This window comes from Banduia mediterranea, assembly GCF_031846245.1.
GTDB classification, from domain to species: Bacteria; Pseudomonadota; Gammaproteobacteria; order Nevskiales; family Nevskiaceae; genus Banduia; species Banduia mediterranea.
The window spans coordinates 1-19,499 of the sequence record NZ_JAVRIC010000040.1 but is presented as its reverse complement, the minus strand read 5'-3'; the positions used below and the strand labels follow the sequence as shown (position 1 = coordinate 19,499).

19 protein-coding genes and 1 pseudogene are annotated in these 19,499 nt (G+C 55.0%); 15 read left to right on the top strand and 5 right to left on the bottom strand.

Annotated features, from left to right (window positions below):
* The 10 genes and pseudogenes from RM530_RS17865 to RM530_RS17820 form a co-directional block, all read left to right on the top strand.
* A pseudogene (locus RM530_RS17865) lies at positions 1-797 on the top strand (hypothetical protein); the annotation flags it as partial.
* 187 nt (positions 798-984) lie between these two features.
* Complete coding sequence (locus RM530_RS17860) at positions 985-1,287, top strand: integrative conjugative element protein, RAQPRD family (RefSeq protein WP_311366623.1); 303 nt, start codon at positions 985-987, stop codon at positions 1,285-1,287.
* Positions 1,288-1,295: 8 nt separating this feature from the next.
* Entirely contained in the window at positions 1,296-1,526 is a 231-nt protein-coding gene (locus tag RM530_RS17855) for a TIGR03758 family integrating conjugative element protein (protein ID WP_311366622.1), read from the top strand.
* 111 nt (positions 1,527-1,637) lie between these two features.
* Positions 1,638-2,015, top strand: a complete 378-nt coding sequence (locus tag RM530_RS17850) for a TIGR03745 family integrating conjugative element membrane protein (protein ID WP_311366621.1) — start codon at positions 1,638-1,640, stop codon at positions 2,013-2,015.
* 38 nt (positions 2,016-2,053) lie between these two features.
* Complete coding sequence (locus RM530_RS17845; RefSeq protein WP_311366620.1) at positions 2,054-2,434, top strand: TIGR03750 family conjugal transfer protein; 381 nt, start codon at positions 2,054-2,056, stop codon at positions 2,432-2,434.
* Positions 2,406-3,083 carry a PFL_4703 family integrating conjugative element protein gene (locus tag RM530_RS17840; protein ID WP_311366619.1) on the top strand — a complete coding sequence of 226 codons (678 nt, stop codon included), beginning with the start codon at positions 2,406-2,408 and terminating at the stop codon, positions 3,081-3,083. The genes RM530_RS17845 and RM530_RS17840 overlap by 29 nt, the downstream gene beginning before the upstream one ends.
* The gene (locus RM530_RS17835) at positions 3,080-3,913 is read left to right on the top strand and encodes a TIGR03749 family integrating conjugative element protein (protein WP_311366618.1); all 834 of its coding nucleotides are present in this window, start codon (positions 3,080-3,082) and stop codon (positions 3,911-3,913) included. Before RM530_RS17840 ends, RM530_RS17835 begins: the two co-directional genes overlap by 4 nt.
* A 32-nt stretch (positions 3,914-3,945) precedes the next feature.
* Positions 3,946-5,367, top strand: a complete 1,422-nt coding sequence (locus RM530_RS17830) for a TIGR03752 family integrating conjugative element protein (RefSeq protein ID WP_311366617.1) — start codon at positions 3,946-3,948, stop codon at positions 5,365-5,367.
* Positions 5,312-5,758, top strand: a complete 447-nt coding sequence (locus RM530_RS17825) for a TIGR03751 family conjugal transfer lipoprotein (protein WP_311366616.1) — start codon at positions 5,312-5,314, stop codon at positions 5,756-5,758. Before RM530_RS17830 ends, RM530_RS17825 begins: the two co-directional genes overlap by 56 nt.
* Positions 5,759-5,767: 9 nt before the next feature.
* Positions 5,768-8,494 carry a conjugative transfer ATPase gene (locus RM530_RS17820; RefSeq protein ID WP_311366615.1) on the top strand — a complete coding sequence of 909 codons (2,727 nt, stop codon included), beginning with the start codon at positions 5,768-5,770 and terminating at the stop codon, positions 8,492-8,494.
* On the opposite strand, the gene RM530_RS17815 is transcribed toward RM530_RS17820, so the two are convergent.
* Positions 8,491-9,303, bottom strand: coding sequence for a DUF8758 domain-containing protein (locus RM530_RS17815; protein ID WP_311366614.1), 813 nt, complete (start codon positions 9,301-9,303; stop codon positions 8,491-8,493). The genes RM530_RS17820 and RM530_RS17815 overlap by 4 nt on opposite strands.
* 23 nt (positions 9,304-9,326) lie before the next feature.
* The gene (locus RM530_RS17810) at positions 9,327-10,304 is read right to left on the bottom strand and encodes a DUF488 domain-containing protein (RefSeq protein WP_311366613.1); all 978 of its coding nucleotides are present in this window, start codon (positions 10,302-10,304) and stop codon (positions 9,327-9,329) included.
* Positions 10,305-10,325: 21 nt separating this feature from the next.
* Between RM530_RS17810 and RM530_RS17805 the strand changes: the two genes are divergently transcribed.
* Genes RM530_RS17805 through RM530_RS17785 form a run of 5 tightly spaced genes read left to right on the top strand, consistent with a single transcriptional unit; the run spans position 10,326 to position 15,200 of the window.
* A complete protein-coding gene (locus RM530_RS17805; protein WP_311366612.1) occupies positions 10,326-10,901 on the top strand; it encodes a TIGR03757 family integrating conjugative element protein in 576 nt (191 codons plus the stop codon).
* Positions 10,898-11,923: a TIGR03756 family integrating conjugative element protein gene (locus RM530_RS17800; protein ID WP_311366611.1), complete on the top strand. Its 1,026-nt coding sequence runs from the start codon at positions 10,898-10,900 to the stop codon at positions 11,921-11,923. Before RM530_RS17805 ends, RM530_RS17800 begins: the two co-directional genes overlap by 4 nt.
* A complete protein-coding gene (locus RM530_RS17795) occupies positions 11,920-13,260 on the top strand; it encodes an integrating conjugative element protein (RefSeq protein ID WP_311366610.1) in 1,341 nt (446 codons plus the stop codon). Before RM530_RS17800 ends, RM530_RS17795 begins: the two co-directional genes overlap by 4 nt.
* Positions 13,250-13,618, top strand: coding sequence for a hypothetical protein (locus tag RM530_RS17790; RefSeq protein WP_311366609.1), 369 nt, complete (start codon positions 13,250-13,252; stop codon positions 13,616-13,618). The genes RM530_RS17795 and RM530_RS17790 overlap by 11 nt, the downstream gene beginning before the upstream one ends.
* A 16-nt stretch (positions 13,619-13,634) precedes the next feature.
* A complete protein-coding gene (locus tag RM530_RS17785) occupies positions 13,635-15,200 on the top strand; it encodes a conjugal transfer protein TraG N-terminal domain-containing protein (protein WP_311366608.1) in 1,566 nt (521 codons plus the stop codon).
* On the opposite strand, the gene RM530_RS17780 is transcribed toward RM530_RS17785, so the two are convergent.
* The 3 genes from RM530_RS17780 to RM530_RS17770 form a co-directional block, all read right to left on the bottom strand.
* On the bottom strand, positions 15,197-15,427 hold the full coding sequence (locus tag RM530_RS17780; protein WP_311366607.1) for a hypothetical protein: 231 nt from the start codon (positions 15,425-15,427) through the stop codon (positions 15,197-15,199). The two genes, RM530_RS17785 and RM530_RS17780, sit on opposite strands and share 4 nt — an antisense overlap.
* The gene (locus tag RM530_RS17775) at positions 15,424-18,273 is read right to left on the bottom strand and encodes an ATP-binding protein (RefSeq protein ID WP_311366606.1); all 2,850 of its coding nucleotides are present in this window, start codon (positions 18,271-18,273) and stop codon (positions 15,424-15,426) included. Before RM530_RS17775 ends, RM530_RS17780 begins: the two co-directional genes overlap by 4 nt.
* A 9-nt stretch (positions 18,274-18,282) precedes the next feature.
* Positions 18,283-19,499, bottom strand: a 1,217-nt coding sequence (locus tag RM530_RS17770; protein WP_311366605.1) for a DUF1156 domain-containing protein, incomplete at its 5' end; no start/stop codon positions are given.

Below are 19,499 nucleotides of genomic sequence, written 5' to 3'. Positions count from 1 at the left end.
GGAAACAGATCCCGCTGACTGGGCAGCTGCCGAAAGGAGTAAGAAGGTGTTCGGTGGATCTAAATGACTTTAGCAATCGGAAGCGACTGAATGTATTTTATGAAGCCCTGAATAATACGGATTCGGTTATTGCCATTCATTCTGGTGATCAGAAGTCAAAAAACAAGACACACAAATTAGCACAAAGCCTTGCCGGAAAATTTTCAAGTCTAGAAGAAATCGAAGCGAGGGATCTACATCGATTTGTTAAAAAGATAGACGGTGCCAAGTCGGCGGAAGAGCAACTTCGGCATGTGATTGAGTTCTGCAAAGCATGTTGCAACGCGGTTGATGGTGTTCTTACGGCGGCAACTAAAAAAGGGCAGGTGGGGAAAGAAACTAAAGCAACAAGATCTCCCGAAATTCTGGAGGTGGCGAATCGTTATTTGGCGACGGGCTCGTGTAAGGATATGTTGGTTTTGATAGGGCTTATCCGGGATCGTGCTGAAGTTACCACCTATCGACGAGACCTTTTAAACAGAATGATAGGCGTGCTGCGTACACATGAGGAAAATCCAGGGGTGACTCTCATAGAAGCTGCCAACCGATATCAGCGTGAATTTCGATACTCAGGTAGACCGATTCGCCATAACAAGCTCATCGGGACCACCTTGCTTGTTAAGGGACTTGAGTATGATCACGCCATCGTACTTGAAGCAGAAACAATGGATGTGAAAGACCTCTACGTAGCACTTACTCGAGGGTCGAAGACGGTCACTATCATTGCAATCGCAAATACTATCCCGCAAAAAAACTAAATTCCCTTTCTTGGATGTGAAAAAATTGGCATTCGAGTAAATATTCGTCATTATGAACAGGTCAATTGTTCAAATAGTTTTTCCAGGGAATCTTAGAACCACACCACCCACTGAATAGATTTCCCGTCGTCCATCCCGGTTAATTCTCGCACTATGCCCCATAACAACTCACGGGAGCAGCAGTGCCATGAAACGCCATCTCTGGCTACCTTCTTTTCTGATAATAGGCTTGGTTGTCACGCCGACGGCTTTTGGCGATGCAGACGCCGAGCGCGAGGCGCTCGCCAAAGTCATCCATGAGATCAATGCCCTCGAGTCATTAATCAAGCGTGCCGATGCCAACGCCGAGCAGGATTCCCGTATCCGATTTCGCTATGACTGGCTGCGTCAGGACCTGAAGCAGATCAAGGACGGCATCCAGTCACACATCGACTCTCCCCGTGCTCAGCCTCGCTCATTTCCGCCATTGCGCGGCGATTACCGTCGATAGGTCTCGTCATGAACGCCGCACAACAAACAGCTTTTCAAGCCGGTTCCAGTGTTACCCCGGCCACCATGTTGACGGCCATCGCGTCGATGGTTTTGGTGTTGGCGTTCGTCTGGGTGATTTGGGTGGTGTTAGGCACTTTTCGGGCCTGGCAGGAGGGGCAGGCCACGCTATTTGATCTGACCTGGAGCACCCTGCGGGCAAGCATTGTGTTGATGGTTTTGGGTTTCTATTTGCGGTGAGTCGATTGAGTTGAGACCGAGAAAGTCCAGTAAGGGCAAACGGCGATGCAGCGCAGTGGGATGCGGGGATGGTTCCCCTTTTTATCAGCGTTACAGAAGAGGACATTTGTTATGGGCACATCAAATACAAAAAGCGGTTTTAGCAAAAAGTCTGTTGTTATCAGCAAGTCGCTATCGGCAGCGGTCGCGGTGCTACTCCCACTGCCGCTCTGGGCGGCGTTGCCGACACCGGTTGCGCCGAGTACGGCGCCGCCAGCGGGTGACTGGATCGGCTTGATTCAGGGCTACATCAAGGATGGTGGCTTGGTGCTCGGCCTGGCCATCGCAGTGCTGGGTTTTCTCTGGATCGCCTATCTGGGCTTTGCGAAATTCAATGAAGCTCGCCAGGGCAAGGCGGAGTGGGCTGAAGTCGGTGTGCTGGGGATTGTCGGCGCGATCGTGCTGATCTTCGCCAGTTATCTGCTCACAGAAGCGGCCGGCGTTATTTAACAGCCAGCGTCAATATCAACTTGCCGTAGGAGACGCGAATGTCCAACGACCATGAAATTCTGGCGGATCGGCTAAATGCCGAGCCCGCCATCTTTAAAGGCTGCTCTTCTTCTGAGCTGGGCATGATTGTGGGGCTGGCCATTGTGATATGGCTGCCCCTCAGCCTGTTACTGGCTTGGTTGCTGGGTGCCGTCACCATGGGTTTTGGTATCGCCGGTGTCGGTGTGGTGGCCACTGTGGTCACTCTGGCGACGCTGTTTCAGCGTATCAAACGCGGCCGGCCTGAAGGCTATTACCAGCAATGGCTGCGTATCCGTCTGCAGACGATGGGGCTGTATCGCACGCCCTGGGTACTACGTAGCGGGTCCTGGGATATAGGGAGAACGCACTATGCGCCGCTACCGACTCGAAATCGATAACGTGCGGTCCCACTTGCGCTCTTTGTGGGTAGTGATTGGCTTGCAAGGCCTGATCATTCTCGCGCTCTGGATCGGCTGGAGCCAGGCACCCAAACAGCTGCGGGTTTATGTGCCACCCGATCTGCGGTCGGGCGCTGTTCTGGCGGCCGAGGAGGTGCCTCCGGCGAATGTCTATGCCTTTGCGTTCTATATCTTTCAGCAACTCAATCGCTGGCCCGAGAACGGCGCAACGGATTACGGCAGCGCAATTTTCCGGATCTCGCCCTACCTGACACCGCGTTATCGCAATGACCTGATCGCCGATATGGAGCTCAAAGCCCGACGCGGCGAGTTGGCCTACCGGGTGCGCGGTGTCCATGAGGTGCCAGGGCACGGCTACGAGGAGCGCCGCGTCGATGTGTTGTCGCCCGATGTCTGGATTGTCTGGCTGGATCTGGATCTGCTGGAGTCCGTAAAAGGCATGACCGTCAAGCAAACCACGATTCGCTACCCGATTCGCGTAGTGCGCCAGGCCATTGATCCGGAAGCCAATCCCTGGGGGCTGGCACTCGATGGCTATGCCAGTGACGGCCCGCGTCGATTAACCGATGCCGAGCTGGCTGAACCCAGCGTTACTGGCGCCATTACCAATAAGGAATCCTCCCAATGAATCCTCGTGATTTCTTTACGCCATTTAGATGGATCGCTTTGCTCGGACTGTGTTTCCCGCTGCTGTCCTTTGCACAAGTCGATGACGCGGCCTCGAACGTTCCGGAACGCGTTGTCTGGAACAAAGCGCCTATCGCAATTCCGTTGGTCGTTGGTGAAGAGCGCCTGGTGCACTTTCCAGATTCGGTGAGCATCGGCTTGCCGCAGTCACTGACACCGTTGCTGCGCAGCCAAAGCATCAACGGCACCCTATACCTGTTGGCCAGGCAAGCCTTTGAGCCCACCCGTGTCATGGTGCGCTCGGAAACCGACGGCCCAATCTACGTCCTTGATATTTCAGCGGCGCCAGGCGGAGTAGACAGTGGATCATTGCCGGATGTGCAGGTACTGCTCCAAGCATCACAAAAGCCACCGCAGGAATTGTCGGAAGATGCCGGTGCCGATCAGTCAACATCGGACAAGCAATCACAGTCTTTGGGTTATGCCGCTTTAACCCGGTATGCCGCGCAACAACTCTATGCGCCAACACGACTAATCCCCCAGCAGCCGGGCGTGGTTGCCATACCCGTGAACCCCGAACCGGTCGATCTGGTAGTGGGCGGCAAGATCGAAGCCGTGCCGGTTGCTGCCTGGAAGGCGGGTTTGCGGTACGTCACTGCCGTCAAGCTGATCAATCGTACCCAAAGCCCCGTCGTGCTGGATCCACGCGAACTGCGCGGGTCATGGCTGGCGGCGACCTTTCAGCACAATCGCCTGTTACCCGCTGGCAGTGAGGCCGATACCACAGCCGTCTATCTGGTGTCGGATCGGCGCTTTGATGCGGCCTTTTGATGTGGCGCTTTGAGAGAGGAGTGGAATCCACCATGTCGATGGTCACCAGTAATCGTTTGTTACCACTTCTTGCCGGTTCCGTTGTGCTGATGGCGGTGCTCGTCGCGGTGAAGTCCTGTTCCCCGAGTGACCATCAACCCCAGCTGTTGGAAGCCGTGCCACAGGCACCGAAACCAGATGCCGATACCCCGGCGGATACCATCAAGACACTGACGGCCAATGTCAGCGCCATGACTTCGGAGCTCAACGCCTTGCGCCGGGATAATACCGCACTCAAACAGGAAAACCGCGATTTGATCGAAGACCGAAAGCAGATCGAAAACAACGTGCTGTCGAGAGTGCAGACAGCTTTGGAGGCAAAACGTACGGACGCCGCGCCAAGCGAAACTACGTCGGCCATCTCCGCGTTGACGGCGAGGGTGGATTCCCTGGCCAACCGCTTTGGGTCGTCATCGACACAGCGGTCTTCCAGGGGTTCTGATATTCCGGTCGGGCTCGGTCTGGATGGTGTCAGCACGTCAGCAGCGATATCGGAAGCGCTGGTGTGGGTCAACCCCCTGGAGCTCTCACCGTCGTCCGGTGAGGAAAATGAGACGTTGCTCAACCGCTTCACTCGCGGTAGCCGTAATGCGTTAGATAGTGCCGGTCCGGAAGTGAAGTCGCTGGTAACGAAAGGATCCGATGCCCTCAATACCGCACTGCCGGTCTACACCGTGCCTCGCAACGCGACTTTGATCGGCTCCACCGGTATGACCGCCTTGGTGGGTAGGGTGCCGATTCAGGGGCAGGTGCGCGACCCCATGCCCTTCAAGGTGATTACTGGCAAGGAAAACCTGGCCGCTAACGGTCTGCGCATACCCGGTATTGAGGGCATGATCTGGAGTGGAACGGCTGTTGGCGACTGGACACTCTCTTGTGTGACCGGGAAGCTGGAATCGGTGACCTTCGTGTTCGAGGACGGCACCATTCAGACCCTCTCCAGCGATGACAACCAACGGGGTGGTTCCAGTGGAAGCAGCGATAGACCGCTGGGCTGGATCTCCGATGCGCGGGGTATCCCCTGTATCACGGGCGAACGCAAGACCAACGCTCCCGCATTCCTGACACAACGCATTGGCGTGATGGCCCTCGAAGCGGCTGGTGAAGCGGCAGCACAGGCCGAAACCACAACGCTGATCAATGATTCAGGCTCGGCCACCAGTGTGGTCTCCGGGGAGACGGGTAGATACGTACTGGGCAAAACCCTGAGCGGCGGTAGCGACGAAGTCGCCCAGTGGTTACGGGAGCGTCAGGCACAGAGCTTCGATGCGGTCTTCGTGCCCGCCGGTGTCGAGCTGGCAATCCACGTTGATCATGAACTCCCCATCGATTTCCATTCCAACGGCAGGAAACTTCATCATGAAACCAATCTTTTCCAACAAGCGACGATTATCACTGGTTCTGGTCTGGACTAGTGCCCTGATGGTCGGCTGCGCCAGCACTAAAGAGACAGTACTACCGCAGGACGGCCCGACCATGAAGTCCATTTACGATCAGCACATGGTGGATGTTCAGAAGCCAGACCACCGGCGAGTCATCGGTGGTCAACCGTTACCGCAATCTGGTATCGACCACTATCAGGGCTTTGTGCGAGAGGCTGCTAATGAAATCGACACGGTATTTCCTCGTCTGCCGAATCCTACGCTGGTGATGTATATCTTTCCCCACCTGTCGGGCAGTGAGCGCACCCCGGTGCCGGGTTATGTCACCACCTTTCCCTTTTATGAAAAGGTGGAGTACGCATTACCGGGGGAAGTGCCTGGTGAAGCGTCCGCAGCGGCCAATCACTCGACGTTGGATCAGTAGGAACGCCTGATGCCAAAACATAAACCTAACCTTCCCGAGGGTGCGCCCTTAACCACCGCCGCGGTCAAACAACACTATACCCGACCGCCGTCGTTTACCGATTTGCTGCCTTGGATGGAATACATTCCCGAGAGTAGAGCTTTTCTGTTAGAGGATGGGGTCAGCCTCGGCGCGCTGTTCGAGGTGCAGCCGGTCGGTTGTGAGGCAAGGACGCCAGCTTTTATGACCCAGCTGCGTGACGCCATTCAAACGGCAATCAACGAGGCCATTCCCGAGCGCGACGATGCACCCTGGGTATTACAGATCTATGTACAGGACGAGCCCAGGCTAACCCAATTCAATGAGTCGTTGGCCAGTTATCCGTCGCCGACGGTGCGCGCATCGGATTACTCTCAACATTACCAGTCGGTGATGTCGAAGCACCTGCAAGCGATTTCCCGACCGGGTGGGTTGTTTGACGATACCACCGTCACCGGTTCGCGTTGGCAGGGGCAGCAACGGCGGATCCGCGTTGTGCTCTACCGCCGTTTGAAAAGCAATGGCAAAATGCCACCCGCTGTTGAAGTGGAGGAGGCGCTCAATGACGTGGCCACCAAATGGATCGCCTCACTGACCTCTGCCGGAATCAATGCCCAACGGGTCAATGGTCAGGCGTTTTATCAGTGGTTGCTGAGCTGGTTTAATCCCAATCCACCGCTGGCAGACGGTAATCCAGAATCAATGCTGCAGTTGGCACCCTATCCGGGTGATGACAATTTACCCTTCGGCTATGACTTTTCCGAACAGCTGACCCTGTCGATGCCACACTCCGACGAGGCAACCTCGAGCTGGATTTTCGATAAACTGCCGCACACCCTCGTGACCGTCCAAAGCTTGCGGCGGGCCCCGGACATCGGACACTTCACAGCGGAGCGCCAGGCCGGGGATCAGGTGTATTCGCTGTTCGATCGTTTGCCTGAGCATACCATTATGGCGATAACACTCACCCTTAAGCCGCAAGACACCACCCGCAACCACATTGCCCAGATCAAGCGTGCTTCGGTAGGCGATTCCGCTGAGGCGTCGATCACCCGGGAAGATGCGGAACAAGTGGAGCGGGAAATGGCGCAGGGCAACAAGCTGTATCCCGTGAGCATGGCCTTCTATGTGCGCGGAGATAATCAAAAGGCGCTACGGAACCATTTGAATCGTCTCCACGCGCTGCTTTTGCCCAATGGTCTGCAGCCCATTGCCCAGGAAGCTGACCTGCTGTCGCTCGACAGTTACATCCGTAACCTGCCCATGGCCTACGACGCCGACCTGGACAAATCCCGCCGACGCTCGCGCCTGATCTTCTCCCGGCATATTGCCAATTTGGTACCGTTCTACGGCCGTTCCCGTGGTACCGGTCATCCTGGCCTGGTGTTTTACAACCGGGGTGCCGAACCGCTGGTTTTCGACCCGTTGCACCGAGATGACCGCAAGAAGAACGCCCACATGCTGATCCTCGGGCCGACGGGGGCGGGTAAGTCAGCACTGCTGGTGTATCTGTTGCAGCAGATGATGGCACGACACCGGCCACGGATTTTTATCATCGAGGCCGGGGCTTCGTTTTCGTTGCTGGGGCAGCATTTTGCGCATCACGGTCTGTCAGTGAACCAGATCACCCTGAACCCCAATGTCGATGTCAGCCTGCCGCCCTTTGCCGATGCGCTTCGACTGCTGGATCGGCGCCATGCGTTTAATCCGCTTAGTGTCGATGAATCCACAATGGAGGAGACGTTAGACGAAGATGATGAGATCGAGGAGGAAGGGGCCGGTCGCGATATTCTCGGCGAAATGGAGATCGCTGCACGGATCATGATTACCGGTGGCGATGAACGCGAAGACGCGAGATTGACCCGGGCCGACCGACTGCTGATCCGTAATGCCATATTCCTTGCCGCAAAAACCGTGAAAGAGACCAGTCGAACCCAGGTGATTACCCAGGATGTGGTCAACGCCTTCCAGACCATCGCCACCAACAGGGAATTGCCCGAACACCGGCGTAATCGTGCCCTGGAAATGGGGGATGGTATGGCGCTGTTCTGTTCGGGCCTGGCGGGCCACTTCTTCAACCGGCCGGGGCAGTCCTGGCCAGAAGCCGATGTCACCATCCTCGAAATGGGGATGCTGGCCCGGGAAGGCTACGAGGATCAGCTCACTGTTGCCTATCTGTCCATGATGAGTCACATCAATGACCTGGTGGAACGTCATCAACACGACGATCGGCCCACGCTGGTGGTGACTGACGAAGGCCATATCATTACTACCAATCCCTTGCTGGCGCGCTACGTGGTCAAGATCACCAAGATGTGGCGCAAGCTCGGTGCCTGGTTCTGGATTGCCACCCAGAATCTGGAAGACTTCCCGGATGCCAGCCGCAAGATGCTCAACATGATGGAGTGGTGGCTGTGCCTGGTCATGCCGAAAGAGGAGGTGGAGCAGATCGCCCGCTTCAAGGATCTCAATGACGAACAGCGCAACCTGCTGTTGTCTGCCCGCAAGGAGCCGGGAAAATACGTGGAGGGAGTCGTCCTGGCCGACAAGGTCGAAGCGCTGTTCCGCAACGTGCCGCCAGCCTTATCGCTAGCCCTGGCCATGACTGAAAAGCACGAGAAGGCTGAACGTGCAGCGATTATGTGTGAGAAAGGTTGCTCAGAATTAGAGGCTGTTTATGAGATGGCTAGACGAATCGAAAATAGCAGGAATCGTTAGAAAAGCTCGGTTTGTAGTGTGATCGGCGGTGCAAACACACCAATAATGATGAAGGGATTTTGCGCCCATCCGTCGTATTGTAAAGTCGTACCCAGAAAAAGGTGGATGTCCTTGGTGTTAGCAAAGTCATCAATGTATTTCTTTCTGACATCGAGTATCGCCTTCTTTTCGTCGCCATGATGCCTTTTCAGGCAATTCCAAAACAGCATGCCGATTTCCCAATCCTCAATCATCATTGTGCTTTCTTTGTCTTTATCGTCGAGGAGTCTGTATGAAAATTTGTAAGGGAGTTTGTTGACGACACTAAAATATTCGGGAGTATCGGAAAATAGATCGCCTTGTTTCGCTTGCTGCTTGAGAGCTTCGATTTTTCCCTTATCCCACTCTCGATCAACTTCCTCGACAACCAAATCAAGTATCTTTGTGGGTTTAAAGGTAGCTAAAGATAGGGTGCCTGACTTATTGAGCTGGATTAGCTCATCCAGATTTTCATAGACATCTCCTTTTTCAAATACATAGGACTTGCGTTCTTGCCAGCTATTTTCTGTGCCCATTTTTTCTTGAAGCGTGATGGCATCCGGACTTAGCAGCCGATGACTTTCATGGCGTTTGTCACTCTTGTTTTCGACAACGTCCAACTCTACCCATTGGAATTTGTCGTACTTATCGAACAACTTACGGAATGGAACGGGGTAGATTCGTATCCATGAGCCATCTTCTCGAATACCCGCGGTACAAACCAACTCACTGTATGTTTTAGATATGGTGGGGTATGTCTTGACTGTAATAAGCACGCGTTCTTTTTTCATCGACTTCCATGTGGTTGATTTGTTTATAGGTGAACGACCTTGAACCTGCTGTGCGCAATACCTGCAACAGCATCTGCAACTTTATGGCGATGACACATCGTATGACATTCTTCGAAGCAAGTAATGGCAATGCGGGCAGAGTCCAGATAAAAATCATAAAGCTCGGCAATCGTGTCTTTCTCTTCAGGAATAACTGTTTTCTCGTAATTTGAAAAAAGATTTTTGTAGTCTTGGGAGGTTTTCAGGGATTTTCTTTTGTCGGAAACGATGCCGAGTTTAGGTAAATGTTTATAACTGATACCGACGTTATTTAAGAGCTCGGACAGTTTGGTTTTCGAAAAACCGTATTTTCGGCTCAAGGGATTTTTTCTCACATCAACGAGAAGCCGAATATCATTTTCAATCAATCTATTGAGGTATTCCTCTACGGTAATTCCCTCGTATCCAATAGTGGCGAATAATTTACCTTTTTTTGGGGCTTTGAGTTTTTGTACGGCCGCGTATTCGTCCGCCGTTAATATTTCATTGGCAACCAGACTGTTGATTGCATAATACGGGTAGCCTCGGTAGACATGCTGCAATAGCTTCTTGCCCTTGAGTGATACGTACTTATCGTGAAATAACTGGATTTTCCCGGCGTCGTCCTTTTTGAGTTGTGCAGTGTGATTGTTAAATGAATCGGATAGTTTCCAGTCTTTAGCATCCTCCAGATAACCTGAAGCAACCAATTTGGATTTGTCGGCGTAAGATTGAAAAGAAAAACACCCGTATTTGTAGGGCACAAACTCGTAGCTCCGATCTTTCTCGCAAAGCCGAGAGTATAGAAAGAGGTATTTCTGAAAATCAGTGCTGGCCAGTTTTCCGCCAAATGACTCAAGTAAGGCAAGTAGCACTTTCTGCCTGTAGTACATAGTTGTTTGCGCCCTTTCTCTGGGTAGTAAAGTTCCAATCGCGCCAAGTCTATCAGCTATCACGCTGGGGCTAAACAAGCTGGCTCCCATTGTCCATTAGAAGTGTAGGGGATGCTGCCAGGTGATCAAGAATTAAGCACGATTCGGTTTGAAGGGATTTCCGGTTTAATAAGCGCTAAGTTGGCCGCAGGATGTCGGGATACACCTGGCATCTGGAGTCGCTTTGAAATGGCTGACTATCATAGGAATTCACTGAAAGGCTGGTATGTGGCGCTATCTGTCATCGTGGCGTTTGGGTTGATTACCAATTTGCAAGCTAACGATGCTGAAGGGCCTGTCATTGAAGCTTTTGTCGGGAATATAGAACTTGGATTACGTGAGCCAGAAAATACGACAGTCTATAACATAGAGCGTATAGCACATCTTCAACAAGCACTCTCCAAGGACTTGCCCAGTGACCCGGAAACAGCCAAACAGTTGGTCCTGGATCGCTTTCAACGGATAGATACCCAGCTCAGCCATGAACTGGAAAACGCCGCTAACGGTTTGGTACAGGCGATGCAGTACGGCATTGATCGCTACCCGGCCATTGTTTTTGATGGCAATGCGGTGGTTTACGGCATCACTGACATTCGAACGGCAACCCAACGGTATCGGCAGTGGCAGGCCGGGGAGGGTCGACCATGATGCGCGCTATCCGCCGTTGTGGATTCATCCTGCTGATGTGGGCGCCCCTCATGAGCCATGCTGGAACCATCTCCACCACGGAAATCGTTTCCCAGACCACGAGTGCCGCGCTCAGCTGTATGCGCTGGATGCCGGTGGGGATGTGCTTTTGGCTGCGCTGTTCCATTTACGAATGCGATGTCGAGACCTCCATCAAAGTTGGTCATTACCAGCCGGATGCGGTGGTGAGCAGTTACAACGAACTCGGTAGCAATCCCTGGACAGAGATCCGCAGTATTCTTGGGGCTGCTCAAAGTTCCGCCGCGACAGGACTGCTCGGCAGCTTGTTGGCCGTGCCCATCGAGAGCGCCGGGAATCGAACGGAAGGTGGGCAGGGCAACAAGGATCATCGCAATCTGATCTTTCGGGAGATCGATGTCATCGGCCATCCTTTAGGTTCGCTGTCGGGTGTCCTGGCGGGTACCGGCTATTTGTGCGAATCGGAAACCACCTCCTTTTATCCCTATTTCATGTCGAGCCTGGATGCGCTCTCCTGGCGGATGGAAATCCCGGAGATGTTCTATCCAGCGAGCCTGATACCCGGCATGCGGGAAATCGGCACCTGGCCTCTGCAAACCTGGGGTGGTGTCTACCCCAGAACAGGCTGGACCACACAGGCAGAGGAGCCCAAGGCCGCGGCAATCAATGCGCAGCGAGCCGGGGATATCGTGACCCGGGACGGTCAGCCGCACATTTACGATCAGATCGAAGCGTCTTCCAGCTCCGACCAGCGGGTTTGGTCGCCGGGTCCATTGGTTGAAGACGATCCCGCCACCGGTGAGTGGCAGATGTTGCTCCCCAAAGCAGAATCAAGCTGCGCTGTTTTTGGCACCAACGATCTCGCCAGCGCCAATGGTTGGGGTGGTGGCCGCGTAGATGAGGAAGGTGACTACGCCTGGAACCTGTGGAGGCCTTATCAGTGCTGTGAAAAAGAAGGCCAGTTTTTTCTGTTCGACATCAACTGGATCAATTACCCGCTATGATCAAACACAACCCTATTCACTGTCTGCTGATCGCTTTGGCCGTCGCTATTGTCCCCGACAGCTATGCCGCTCAGGCGCCCACGGAAGATGGGCTGTGGTATTACGAGATCGGTGGCGCTGAACCGGTCTCGGTACCGGCCAATCCCGCTGTGGTCTCCACGACGTTGGGAGGCTCTGCCCAACTGGGACTCGGCTACAGCTGCGGCAAGTTCGATCCGGTGGCGGCGGTCACCAATACCCTGAACGACATCGGCTCCGGCGTTGACAACATGATGAACGCCATGACGGCAGCGGCCACCAGCGCCATAGCGTCGTTACCCGCACTCATTCTGCAGCGAGCCAACCCCGGCCTGTACGATCTCTTCCAGAATGCCCTGATCAAGGCCGAAGAAACCATGCAGCTGGCCACCAAATCCTGCGAGCAGATGGAGGCCGAGATTGCCCAAGGCAAGAACCCCTACGCCGATCTGATCACCTTATCCAAAGGCAACGACTGGAAGGTGCAAATGGGTATCGGCGGCAATGATGCCGTCACTGCCAAAGACACGGTGGAATCCTCTAACGGTGACAATGGTGTGCCCTGGATTGGTGGGCAGGCCGGAGGAACTGGCCAGCCAGTGCTGGAATTTACCGGCGACATCGTCGAGGCCGGTTACAACATCAATATGAATCGCGCCGTGACTGACACCAGCCCGGTACCGGCCGCATCGGCCACCCGTCTGTCGGAAATCTGGAACACGCCCGCCGAAGCCCGGGACTGGACCGTGGATGTGGTGGGCGAGAATATCGTTACTACCTGCGATACCTGCCGCAAGGACAGCATTCCCGGTACGGGCCTGCTGCCGAAGCTCTATCAGGAGTCCTCCACCGTCACCACCGAGATCCAGAATCTGGTCAGTGGCGCGACACCGCCCACGTTGGCCAATCTCGATCAGATCACCGCCCCCGGCGTGGCCATCACCCGTCAGGTGATCGAAGCGATCCGCAAGATGCCCGCCTCAGAGCAGAGCCTGATCATGGGCCGCCTGGTCTCCGAGATCAGCACCGCGCGCACGGTCGAGAAAGCACTGTACGCCCGACGTCTGCTGCTGTCGGGGCGGCAAGTCCCTGAGGTCTACGCCACCGAAGTGGCCCGCGAGCATGCCGACAACTCCATCGCCGAGCTCGATAAAGAAATCGAAAACCTGCTGTTTGAAACCCGTGTACGCAAAGAAGTGGTGTCCGACACCGTTGCTACATTACTGGAGCGAGCGGCTGCCAAAAGGCAGAGCTCCCTTACCGTGCCGGAAGTGCCGACCTTGGATCCCAACCCGTTGCGAGGTGGGCGTGTTCAATAACATCCGATCAAGGCGAAAAAACTTTCTGCTGTTCACCACCATGGCCGTGTTGCTGACAGCCCTGGTGGGGTATCTCCTGATGCACCGATTACAAACGGATTCCGTGCAATCCGTCCAACAAAGCATCGATACCTGGCGGACGACACTGACAGCAATGCGCTGGACAGTGATCGCTGTCATTTCCTTTGGTTGGAATCATTTGGTTGTGTGGCTGGCTGATGCGGAGATCCTGAGCCGGGCCAAAGCAACCCGACTAACAGGATTACGTTGGCGCGCCGTCACCTGGCTGGTTTTGCTCGAATTGGTGCTAGGGCAGGGTGTGTTGGTCAATGCCATTGGCCTGATGGTTAGAGCTTGATCATTGGAGCAGGGCAATGAGTGTCGATAGCTATCTGGAGCTCTTTACTTCCCTTTTTGGCTGGACCTTCTACGGTATTCTGTGGGATGTGCTGGTCAGTACCGGTATCGTCTATCTCCCGTTTCTGGGCATCCTGATCGACAACTGGCGCGAACCGGCGCAGGGCGGTGAGGTTGGCCATGCCAGCGGCCTCTCACTGCGGCGGATGGAGATCGAGCTGTTCATTGCGCTACTGGTGGTTGTGCTGGCCGGGCAACCCGCTGCCCTCACGCCACTCAATGCCGGTACTTTGTCCTACTCTCCGCCGCCGACCTTGCTGAATCCAACGCCAACAACCGCGACCGTAGCGGCCCCACAGAGCACCTATGGCACGACCGGGTTCACGGGTTCTGCCGCAACAGTCAATGTTCCCGTCTGGTGGTACGGCGTGATCGCCCTCAGCTCCGGCCTGAATCACGCCATTGTCCAAGGCCTCCCAACCGTGGCGGATATGCGCACATTCGAGCAACAAGCACACCTGGCCACCATTGCTGATCCGCGACTCCGGCAGGAGGTGAGCGATTTCTTCAGCCAGTGCTATATCCCGGCCCGCTCCAAATACCAGGCTGAACGACCAAACACGGCGGCCATCAATGGCATTCTCACCACCTACGGTGCCGATGATCCCGACTGGATGGGCGCACACGTCTACCGGGAAACTGCAGGCTATTACGACACACTGCGCCCGGCCAACCAAATTACCGGCTGGGCTTACAGCGCGGCCAGGGATACGGAATACGATCCGGCGACTCCGCCAGCCTGGGGCAAACCTTACTGCAAACAGTGGTGGGAGGATGGGGCCATCGGCTTACGTGAAAAGCTGATCAATGAGGCGGATGCCACCTCGGCCGGCTTCTCCGGTCTGGTGGTCGCTATCGCGCCGGCACTGGCCAGTGAACAACAAAATGATGCCGTCGCCAAAACCGTTCTCACCAATGCGCCACCCTCCTGGTCGAGCAACGAGCTGATCGCCAATAATGCCTCCGGCTCGGGTTTGTTCAATACGGCAGGAAATATTGTCAAAGGCGGGCTGGCGACCGGTGGTGTGGTCACCGCATCGGCCCTGTTTTCAGTCACTATGACCGCCGTGCTTCAATCACTGCCCATGGTCCAGGCCATTATGCTGCTGGGCATCTATGCGTTGTTGCCGCTGGTGGTGGTTTTGTCCCGCTACTCGATTGCTATGATGGTGGTGGGCGGCATGGCCATCTTCACCATCAAGTTCTGGACAGTGCTCTGGTACCTGGCCATGTGGGTGGATCAGAACCTGATTCTTTCCATGTACCCGGACGTCAACGTCTTCCTTCAGATCTTCGCCAACCCCGGCGAACACGATGCCAAGCGCATGCTGTTGAATATGATCACAACCAGTCTCTATCTGGGATTGCCGCTGCTGTGGAGTGGGATGATGGCGTGGGCGGGGGTGAAAGTGGGGCGGTCAATTGATGCTGCGACGAGCCCCATTAAGGCTCCCGCGCAGGACGCGGGAACTCAGGGGGGAAGTATCGGGAAAATGGCGCTGTCAAAGGGTAAGAAGCGTTAGTCCTTTTCGTACCAGCCAGCGGCATCAGTGCCGTCGTCGAGTTTGCCGGTTCGGTAATTCAGTACGCCTCCACGAACAGAGTCTGGGGTTGTTTTCTCAGAGTCCGTCTCGGCGCTTTCAGCGAAAAATCCAAGCACATCGCGCAGAAAATGGCCGATGGCCATTACGACCGCGAACATGGCCAGTAATACTCGGCGAGGACGGGATTTTTCGGCTGCTGAGGTCATGATTCCTCCTCAAATTCCGCTGAGTTGAACCGCAGGACGTTGCAATTTTCCTTGACCGTGCGTTGCATGGATTCGTCGAATCCGTCCCGGCTGGTCGCTTCAATCTCAACAGAAATTTTAACATTTACGCCAAGTTTGGCGGTGAACTGTTGTACGACTTCATCAATGATTGTAGCAAAGTCCATTTTGGCTTTGACCGGATCAAGCGAGATGGTTCCGTAAAACTGCTTTTTGGTTGCGGTTGGCGCAGGTGTACCAGTACCGCCTGTTGAACCAGGCGTTGTCGGCGGTGTTACTGTGCTGCCACTTCCGCCAAGGGATGTTGTCGAACCTCCGGGCTCACCACCCATACCGCCAGGATCCGGCGGGGGCTGTGGCGGCTGAGCTGTGCTCTCGCGGTAGGCTACCGCAGCTTCGCGATCGATGAGAAGCGAGGACTCATCCAGAGTGGCGATCGAACCGCGTCCGAAGGTGAAGCCCAGGTAACGGTCACCTTCCTTGCCCGAGGCAAAAGCGAAGAAGTCATCTGTCTCAACGCCCTGGTTGATGGCATTGCGGAATACACTGTCATTAACCAGTCGTGGCAGGTAGAGATAGTGGCAGCAGTCCTGCCAGACCTTTAGCGCGCCAACATCTTTCGCATCGCCCTTCAGATACCACTGGTTCAGTATATTGCGGAGATGGATGGGCGACCACTCGTAGATCATCCATTCCTCTTCACGCAGTCTTTCTTCGATAGCCTGAATCAGACTGGGTGCTGTGGGAGATACCGAAACCACTTCCCAATTCAGCACTGGCTTACCTTTTACAAACTCCTCAACTGGGGCAATCAACCACTTGTAGGTTTCCCGCACCAGTTGCGACAGGGATTGTTCAGCGCCATCGCGATTGCGTTTGGCCTGATTCAGGTGGGAGAGGTCCTGATTCAAATTGCCATTTTCAATATCGGTGACAATGGATTTCCATGCCAGGAAGATGCGTGCCTGTTCCTTGAGCCGGCCGACCACATCGTAATCCGGCGCCAGGAAGATCAATCGGTTCTGCTTTTGCCGGGGCTGGTCGCCACGGTTGCGCAGAATCTCTTCCGCGGCCGTAAATGCCTGATTGGTCTCACTGCGGCTATAGGCGGCATTGGTCGGCAGCACCACCAGGCGAGGGCCCGTGCCATAGTCATCCGGCACATCGACAGACGGCGTGAAGACATGCACGCCACCAAACTGGTGATTGCGCCCAAACACCTGGGTAACGCGGGTTTTCAGCATGGGCAGCAACTCATCGCGCTCGCTGATGTTCTGTTTGCGGCTTTCCATCTCTCGGCGCAGGTTGGGCTTGGTATCCAGCCAATACCGATCCTTGTCGGAATAGAGGTAATGCAGGCGATCCCGCAAGCGTTTAAGCACGTCCTCAAATACGCCAATAGTTTGTCCGGGTTGTACGGTACCCAGCAGGATACGTTCGACCTGAACGCCGCGAATCATCTGATCCGTAGTGGATGGTGCGCTGCCGAGGAAAATGGTCCGGGCAGTACGACGGGCTGCCTGAACGCCACCAAACAGCGTGTGGTGGCCATCGATATCGTGGGGGGCCGAACGGGTACCATCCACCTCGCGCTCAATGACCGGTTCCCAACCCTGTGGCAAGTAGTGGATGCTCTTGTTGCGCACATTGCTGTCTTCCAGCGGCAGTGAGCCGGGCATGATCAGCGCATCTTTGTTGTCCGAGTTCCACAGGCGATGGATAACAATGGCCATGTACTGCAACACACCCCGAGTGCGCTGGAATTTCTCCAACGTGGACCAGTCTTCATAGAGGCGGTCAAAAATCTCGGGGTGGATGGGGTAGGAGCGGCACAGACGCTCAAAGTATTCGTTGGACTGGGTTTCGACCGGAAATTTCTCGGCATTGTTGCGATAAAAGTCCGAGAACTGACGACTGATACCTTCCACCTCGGCGCGTTCGCCGGGAGTCTCAAACAGGCGGCGGCGCACAATCTCAAAGGCTTCCTCGGTGCCCACCGGCTTCCAGACCGACTCCACCCGGGCAAAGTATTTCTCGAGGGAATTGAGCGCCCGCTGGCCCATGGTGCCACCCACTTCCAGTTCCGATTCAGGCAGCGAGGCTAATAGAATGGCATTGGGTACCGCCTTCAGCGCTTCGGTGAGCGCCTGAACAAAGCTGATGTTGCTGTCGAAGGTGCCGGCCTTGTATTGTTTGCCCAGCTCCAGTTGGCGGATAAAGGCCACCAGCTCGTCGATAAGAATCACGCAGGGGGCAGCCTTGCGGATCAGGTCGGTCAGCACCTCTTTGCCAGGGGATGTGCCATCGGCGTCGCTGTCGGCAACCATCCGAAAGCCTTCTTCACCGAGCAGCTGAAAGGCGAGCTCCCCCCAGAGAGTGTTAACCGCAATACCGCTGTAATTGCGAGGTTGGCTGGGGGATAGCTTGATGCCGTCAATGACAGCAACCTTGGCATGGGGGAGGCTTTGAATGCCTGCTTCGTCCAGTACCGGCGGAATGCCGTGGAGCTTTTCCGTGCCGACTTTACGGGACGCCAAGTGGTACACAGCCAGAAGGGTATGGGTTTTACCGCCACCAAAGGCGGTTTGCAGCTGAATAACCGGATCGCCACCGTGGCCAGCCAGTCGCTGTGCGACAGAGATCAGCAGCAGGCGCATGCCCTCGGTAATGAATGTGCGGGAGAAAAACTTCTCCGCATCTTGATACTCATCCGTTGCCGTACCATTGGCTACCTGGGTGATATCAGCAGCAAACTCCGACTGCTTAAAGGTGCCTTCCAGTACGTCCTTATGGGGGCGGGCAATCTCTCGCCAGGGTTTCAAGCTCATGGTTACTCCTTACAAATCCAGTCCGAGTTCGGTTTGCGAACCACTATGGCCCACCTCGTGAGAGGCGGTGACAATGGCGTGCCAGGAACCGATCAATTCGTTATAGGCGCGGGCTTCTTCCGCCCACTTCTTGCGTTCGCACAAGGTGTAGAGGTGGTAGGCCAGTTGACGAATGGATTCGCCTTTCTCTGGCATCTTGGCCAGCAGTTCACCGGCGGCCGATTCCCCTTGATTGTTCAGGCTGCGAATCATCTGGTGGCAGGCTTCCCAGATGGGCGTGCGGCTGTCGGTGGTTGGGTCCCAATCTGCTTTGTAATCGGCCCATTTAAGCAAGCGCACCTTGCCGCCTCCCGACTCGACTACACCAGCCTCACGAACGCCGTCCACGCTAGCGCCCTTGGCGCGTGAGAGTGTGTCGGCCTCGCCGAAGGGGCCGTTACCCCAGCCGTATTGTTCAAACCAGCTGGAGCAGAATTGGGTGTCGGCATCGAAGCTGCCGGAATCCGGGCTTAGGTACTCGGTAATGGCGCGGTTGATCAGCACCAGTGCATCGTGAACGCTCATGCGCGAGCCGTCCTGGTTGAGCACGGCTTCGTATTTGGAGTAGATGGCCATGCCGGGGCCGATGGCAGACTGGGCCAAATCTACTGGTGCGATAGGTGTTTGGCCACTCTCGCCGCCGATCATGGTTTCTAATGCCTCGGGCATCTCTTCCCGCAGTTGCCGTTGGAAGTCACGGCGAGAAATGGATTCGGCGTTGGCGGCGCGTTTACGACAGACTAAGACAATGGATGATGCCAGGGCGTTTGAGCCAACACCTCTTATACGAGACGACTGTTCACTGCGCATTGGCCAGGTGCCATCAATAGAAAAGCCTGCCTGAATCACTGCTTCCAAAAAGGTCACCCAACCTGTACTGGTGGTGCTGTCTTCTTTGGTTTCAGACTGTTTAAACGCGTAGTAAATTGCCACTGGAAAGTTAGGGTGAGCTTGCTCTGCCATATTGTGTATAGCGCGAGTCATACCGTTTAAAAAAAAATTTTCTGCCTCTTCTGTGCCTCCATGCCGGTGGGGTGCCGCGACCAGTTCTTCAGCTTTGGGTACGGCCATAGTGCCAAACAATGAAGGATAAATATTCCGTAACGAGCGGCGTATCCAGACGTAAAAGAAGTCTGATAAGTCAGCGTAGCCGATGTTGTCGTAGTACGGAGGATCAGTAGATATTA

Coding starts and splice junctions, on each gene's coding strand:
- RM530_RS17860 (WP_311366623.1), top strand. CDS start 985: ATGAAACGCCATCTCTGGCTACCTTCTTTTCTGATAATAGGCTTGGTT.
- RM530_RS17855 (WP_311366622.1), top strand. CDS start 1,296: ATGAACGCCGCACAACAAACAGCTTTTCAAGCCGGTTCCAGTGTTACC.
- RM530_RS17850 (WP_311366621.1), top strand. CDS start 1,638: ATGGGCACATCAAATACAAAAAGCGGTTTTAGCAAAAAGTCTGTTGTT.
- RM530_RS17845 (WP_311366620.1), top strand. CDS start 2,054: ATGTCCAACGACCATGAAATTCTGGCGGATCGGCTAAATGCCGAGCCC.
- RM530_RS17840 (WP_311366619.1), top strand. CDS start 2,406: ATGCGCCGCTACCGACTCGAAATCGATAACGTGCGGTCCCACTTGCGC.
- RM530_RS17835 (WP_311366618.1), top strand. CDS start 3,080: ATGAATCCTCGTGATTTCTTTACGCCATTTAGATGGATCGCTTTGCTC.
- RM530_RS17830 (WP_311366617.1), top strand. CDS start 3,946: ATGTCGATGGTCACCAGTAATCGTTTGTTACCACTTCTTGCCGGTTCC.
- RM530_RS17825 (WP_311366616.1), top strand. CDS start 5,312: ATGAAACCAATCTTTTCCAACAAGCGACGATTATCACTGGTTCTGGTC.
- RM530_RS17820 (WP_311366615.1), top strand. CDS start 5,768: ATGCCAAAACATAAACCTAACCTTCCCGAGGGTGCGCCCTTAACCACC.
- RM530_RS17815 (WP_311366614.1), bottom strand. CDS start 9,303: ATGAAAAAAGAACGCGTGCTTATTACAGTCAAGACATACCCCACCATA.
- RM530_RS17810 (WP_311366613.1), bottom strand. CDS start 10,304: ATGGGAGCCAGCTTGTTTAGCCCCAGCGTGATAGCTGATAGACTTGGC.
- RM530_RS17805 (WP_311366612.1), top strand. CDS start 10,326: ATGCTGCCAGGTGATCAAGAATTAAGCACGATTCGGTTTGAAGGGATT.
- RM530_RS17800 (WP_311366611.1), top strand. CDS start 10,898: ATGATGCGCGCTATCCGCCGTTGTGGATTCATCCTGCTGATGTGGGCG.
- RM530_RS17795 (WP_311366610.1), top strand. CDS start 11,920: ATGATCAAACACAACCCTATTCACTGTCTGCTGATCGCTTTGGCCGTC.
- RM530_RS17785 (WP_311366608.1), top strand. CDS start 13,635: ATGAGTGTCGATAGCTATCTGGAGCTCTTTACTTCCCTTTTTGGCTGG.
- RM530_RS17780 (WP_311366607.1), bottom strand. CDS start 15,427: ATGACCTCAGCAGCCGAAAAATCCCGTCCTCGCCGAGTATTACTGGCC.
- RM530_RS17775 (WP_311366606.1), bottom strand. CDS start 18,273: ATGAGCTTGAAACCCTGGCGAGAGATTGCCCGCCCCCATAAGGACGTA.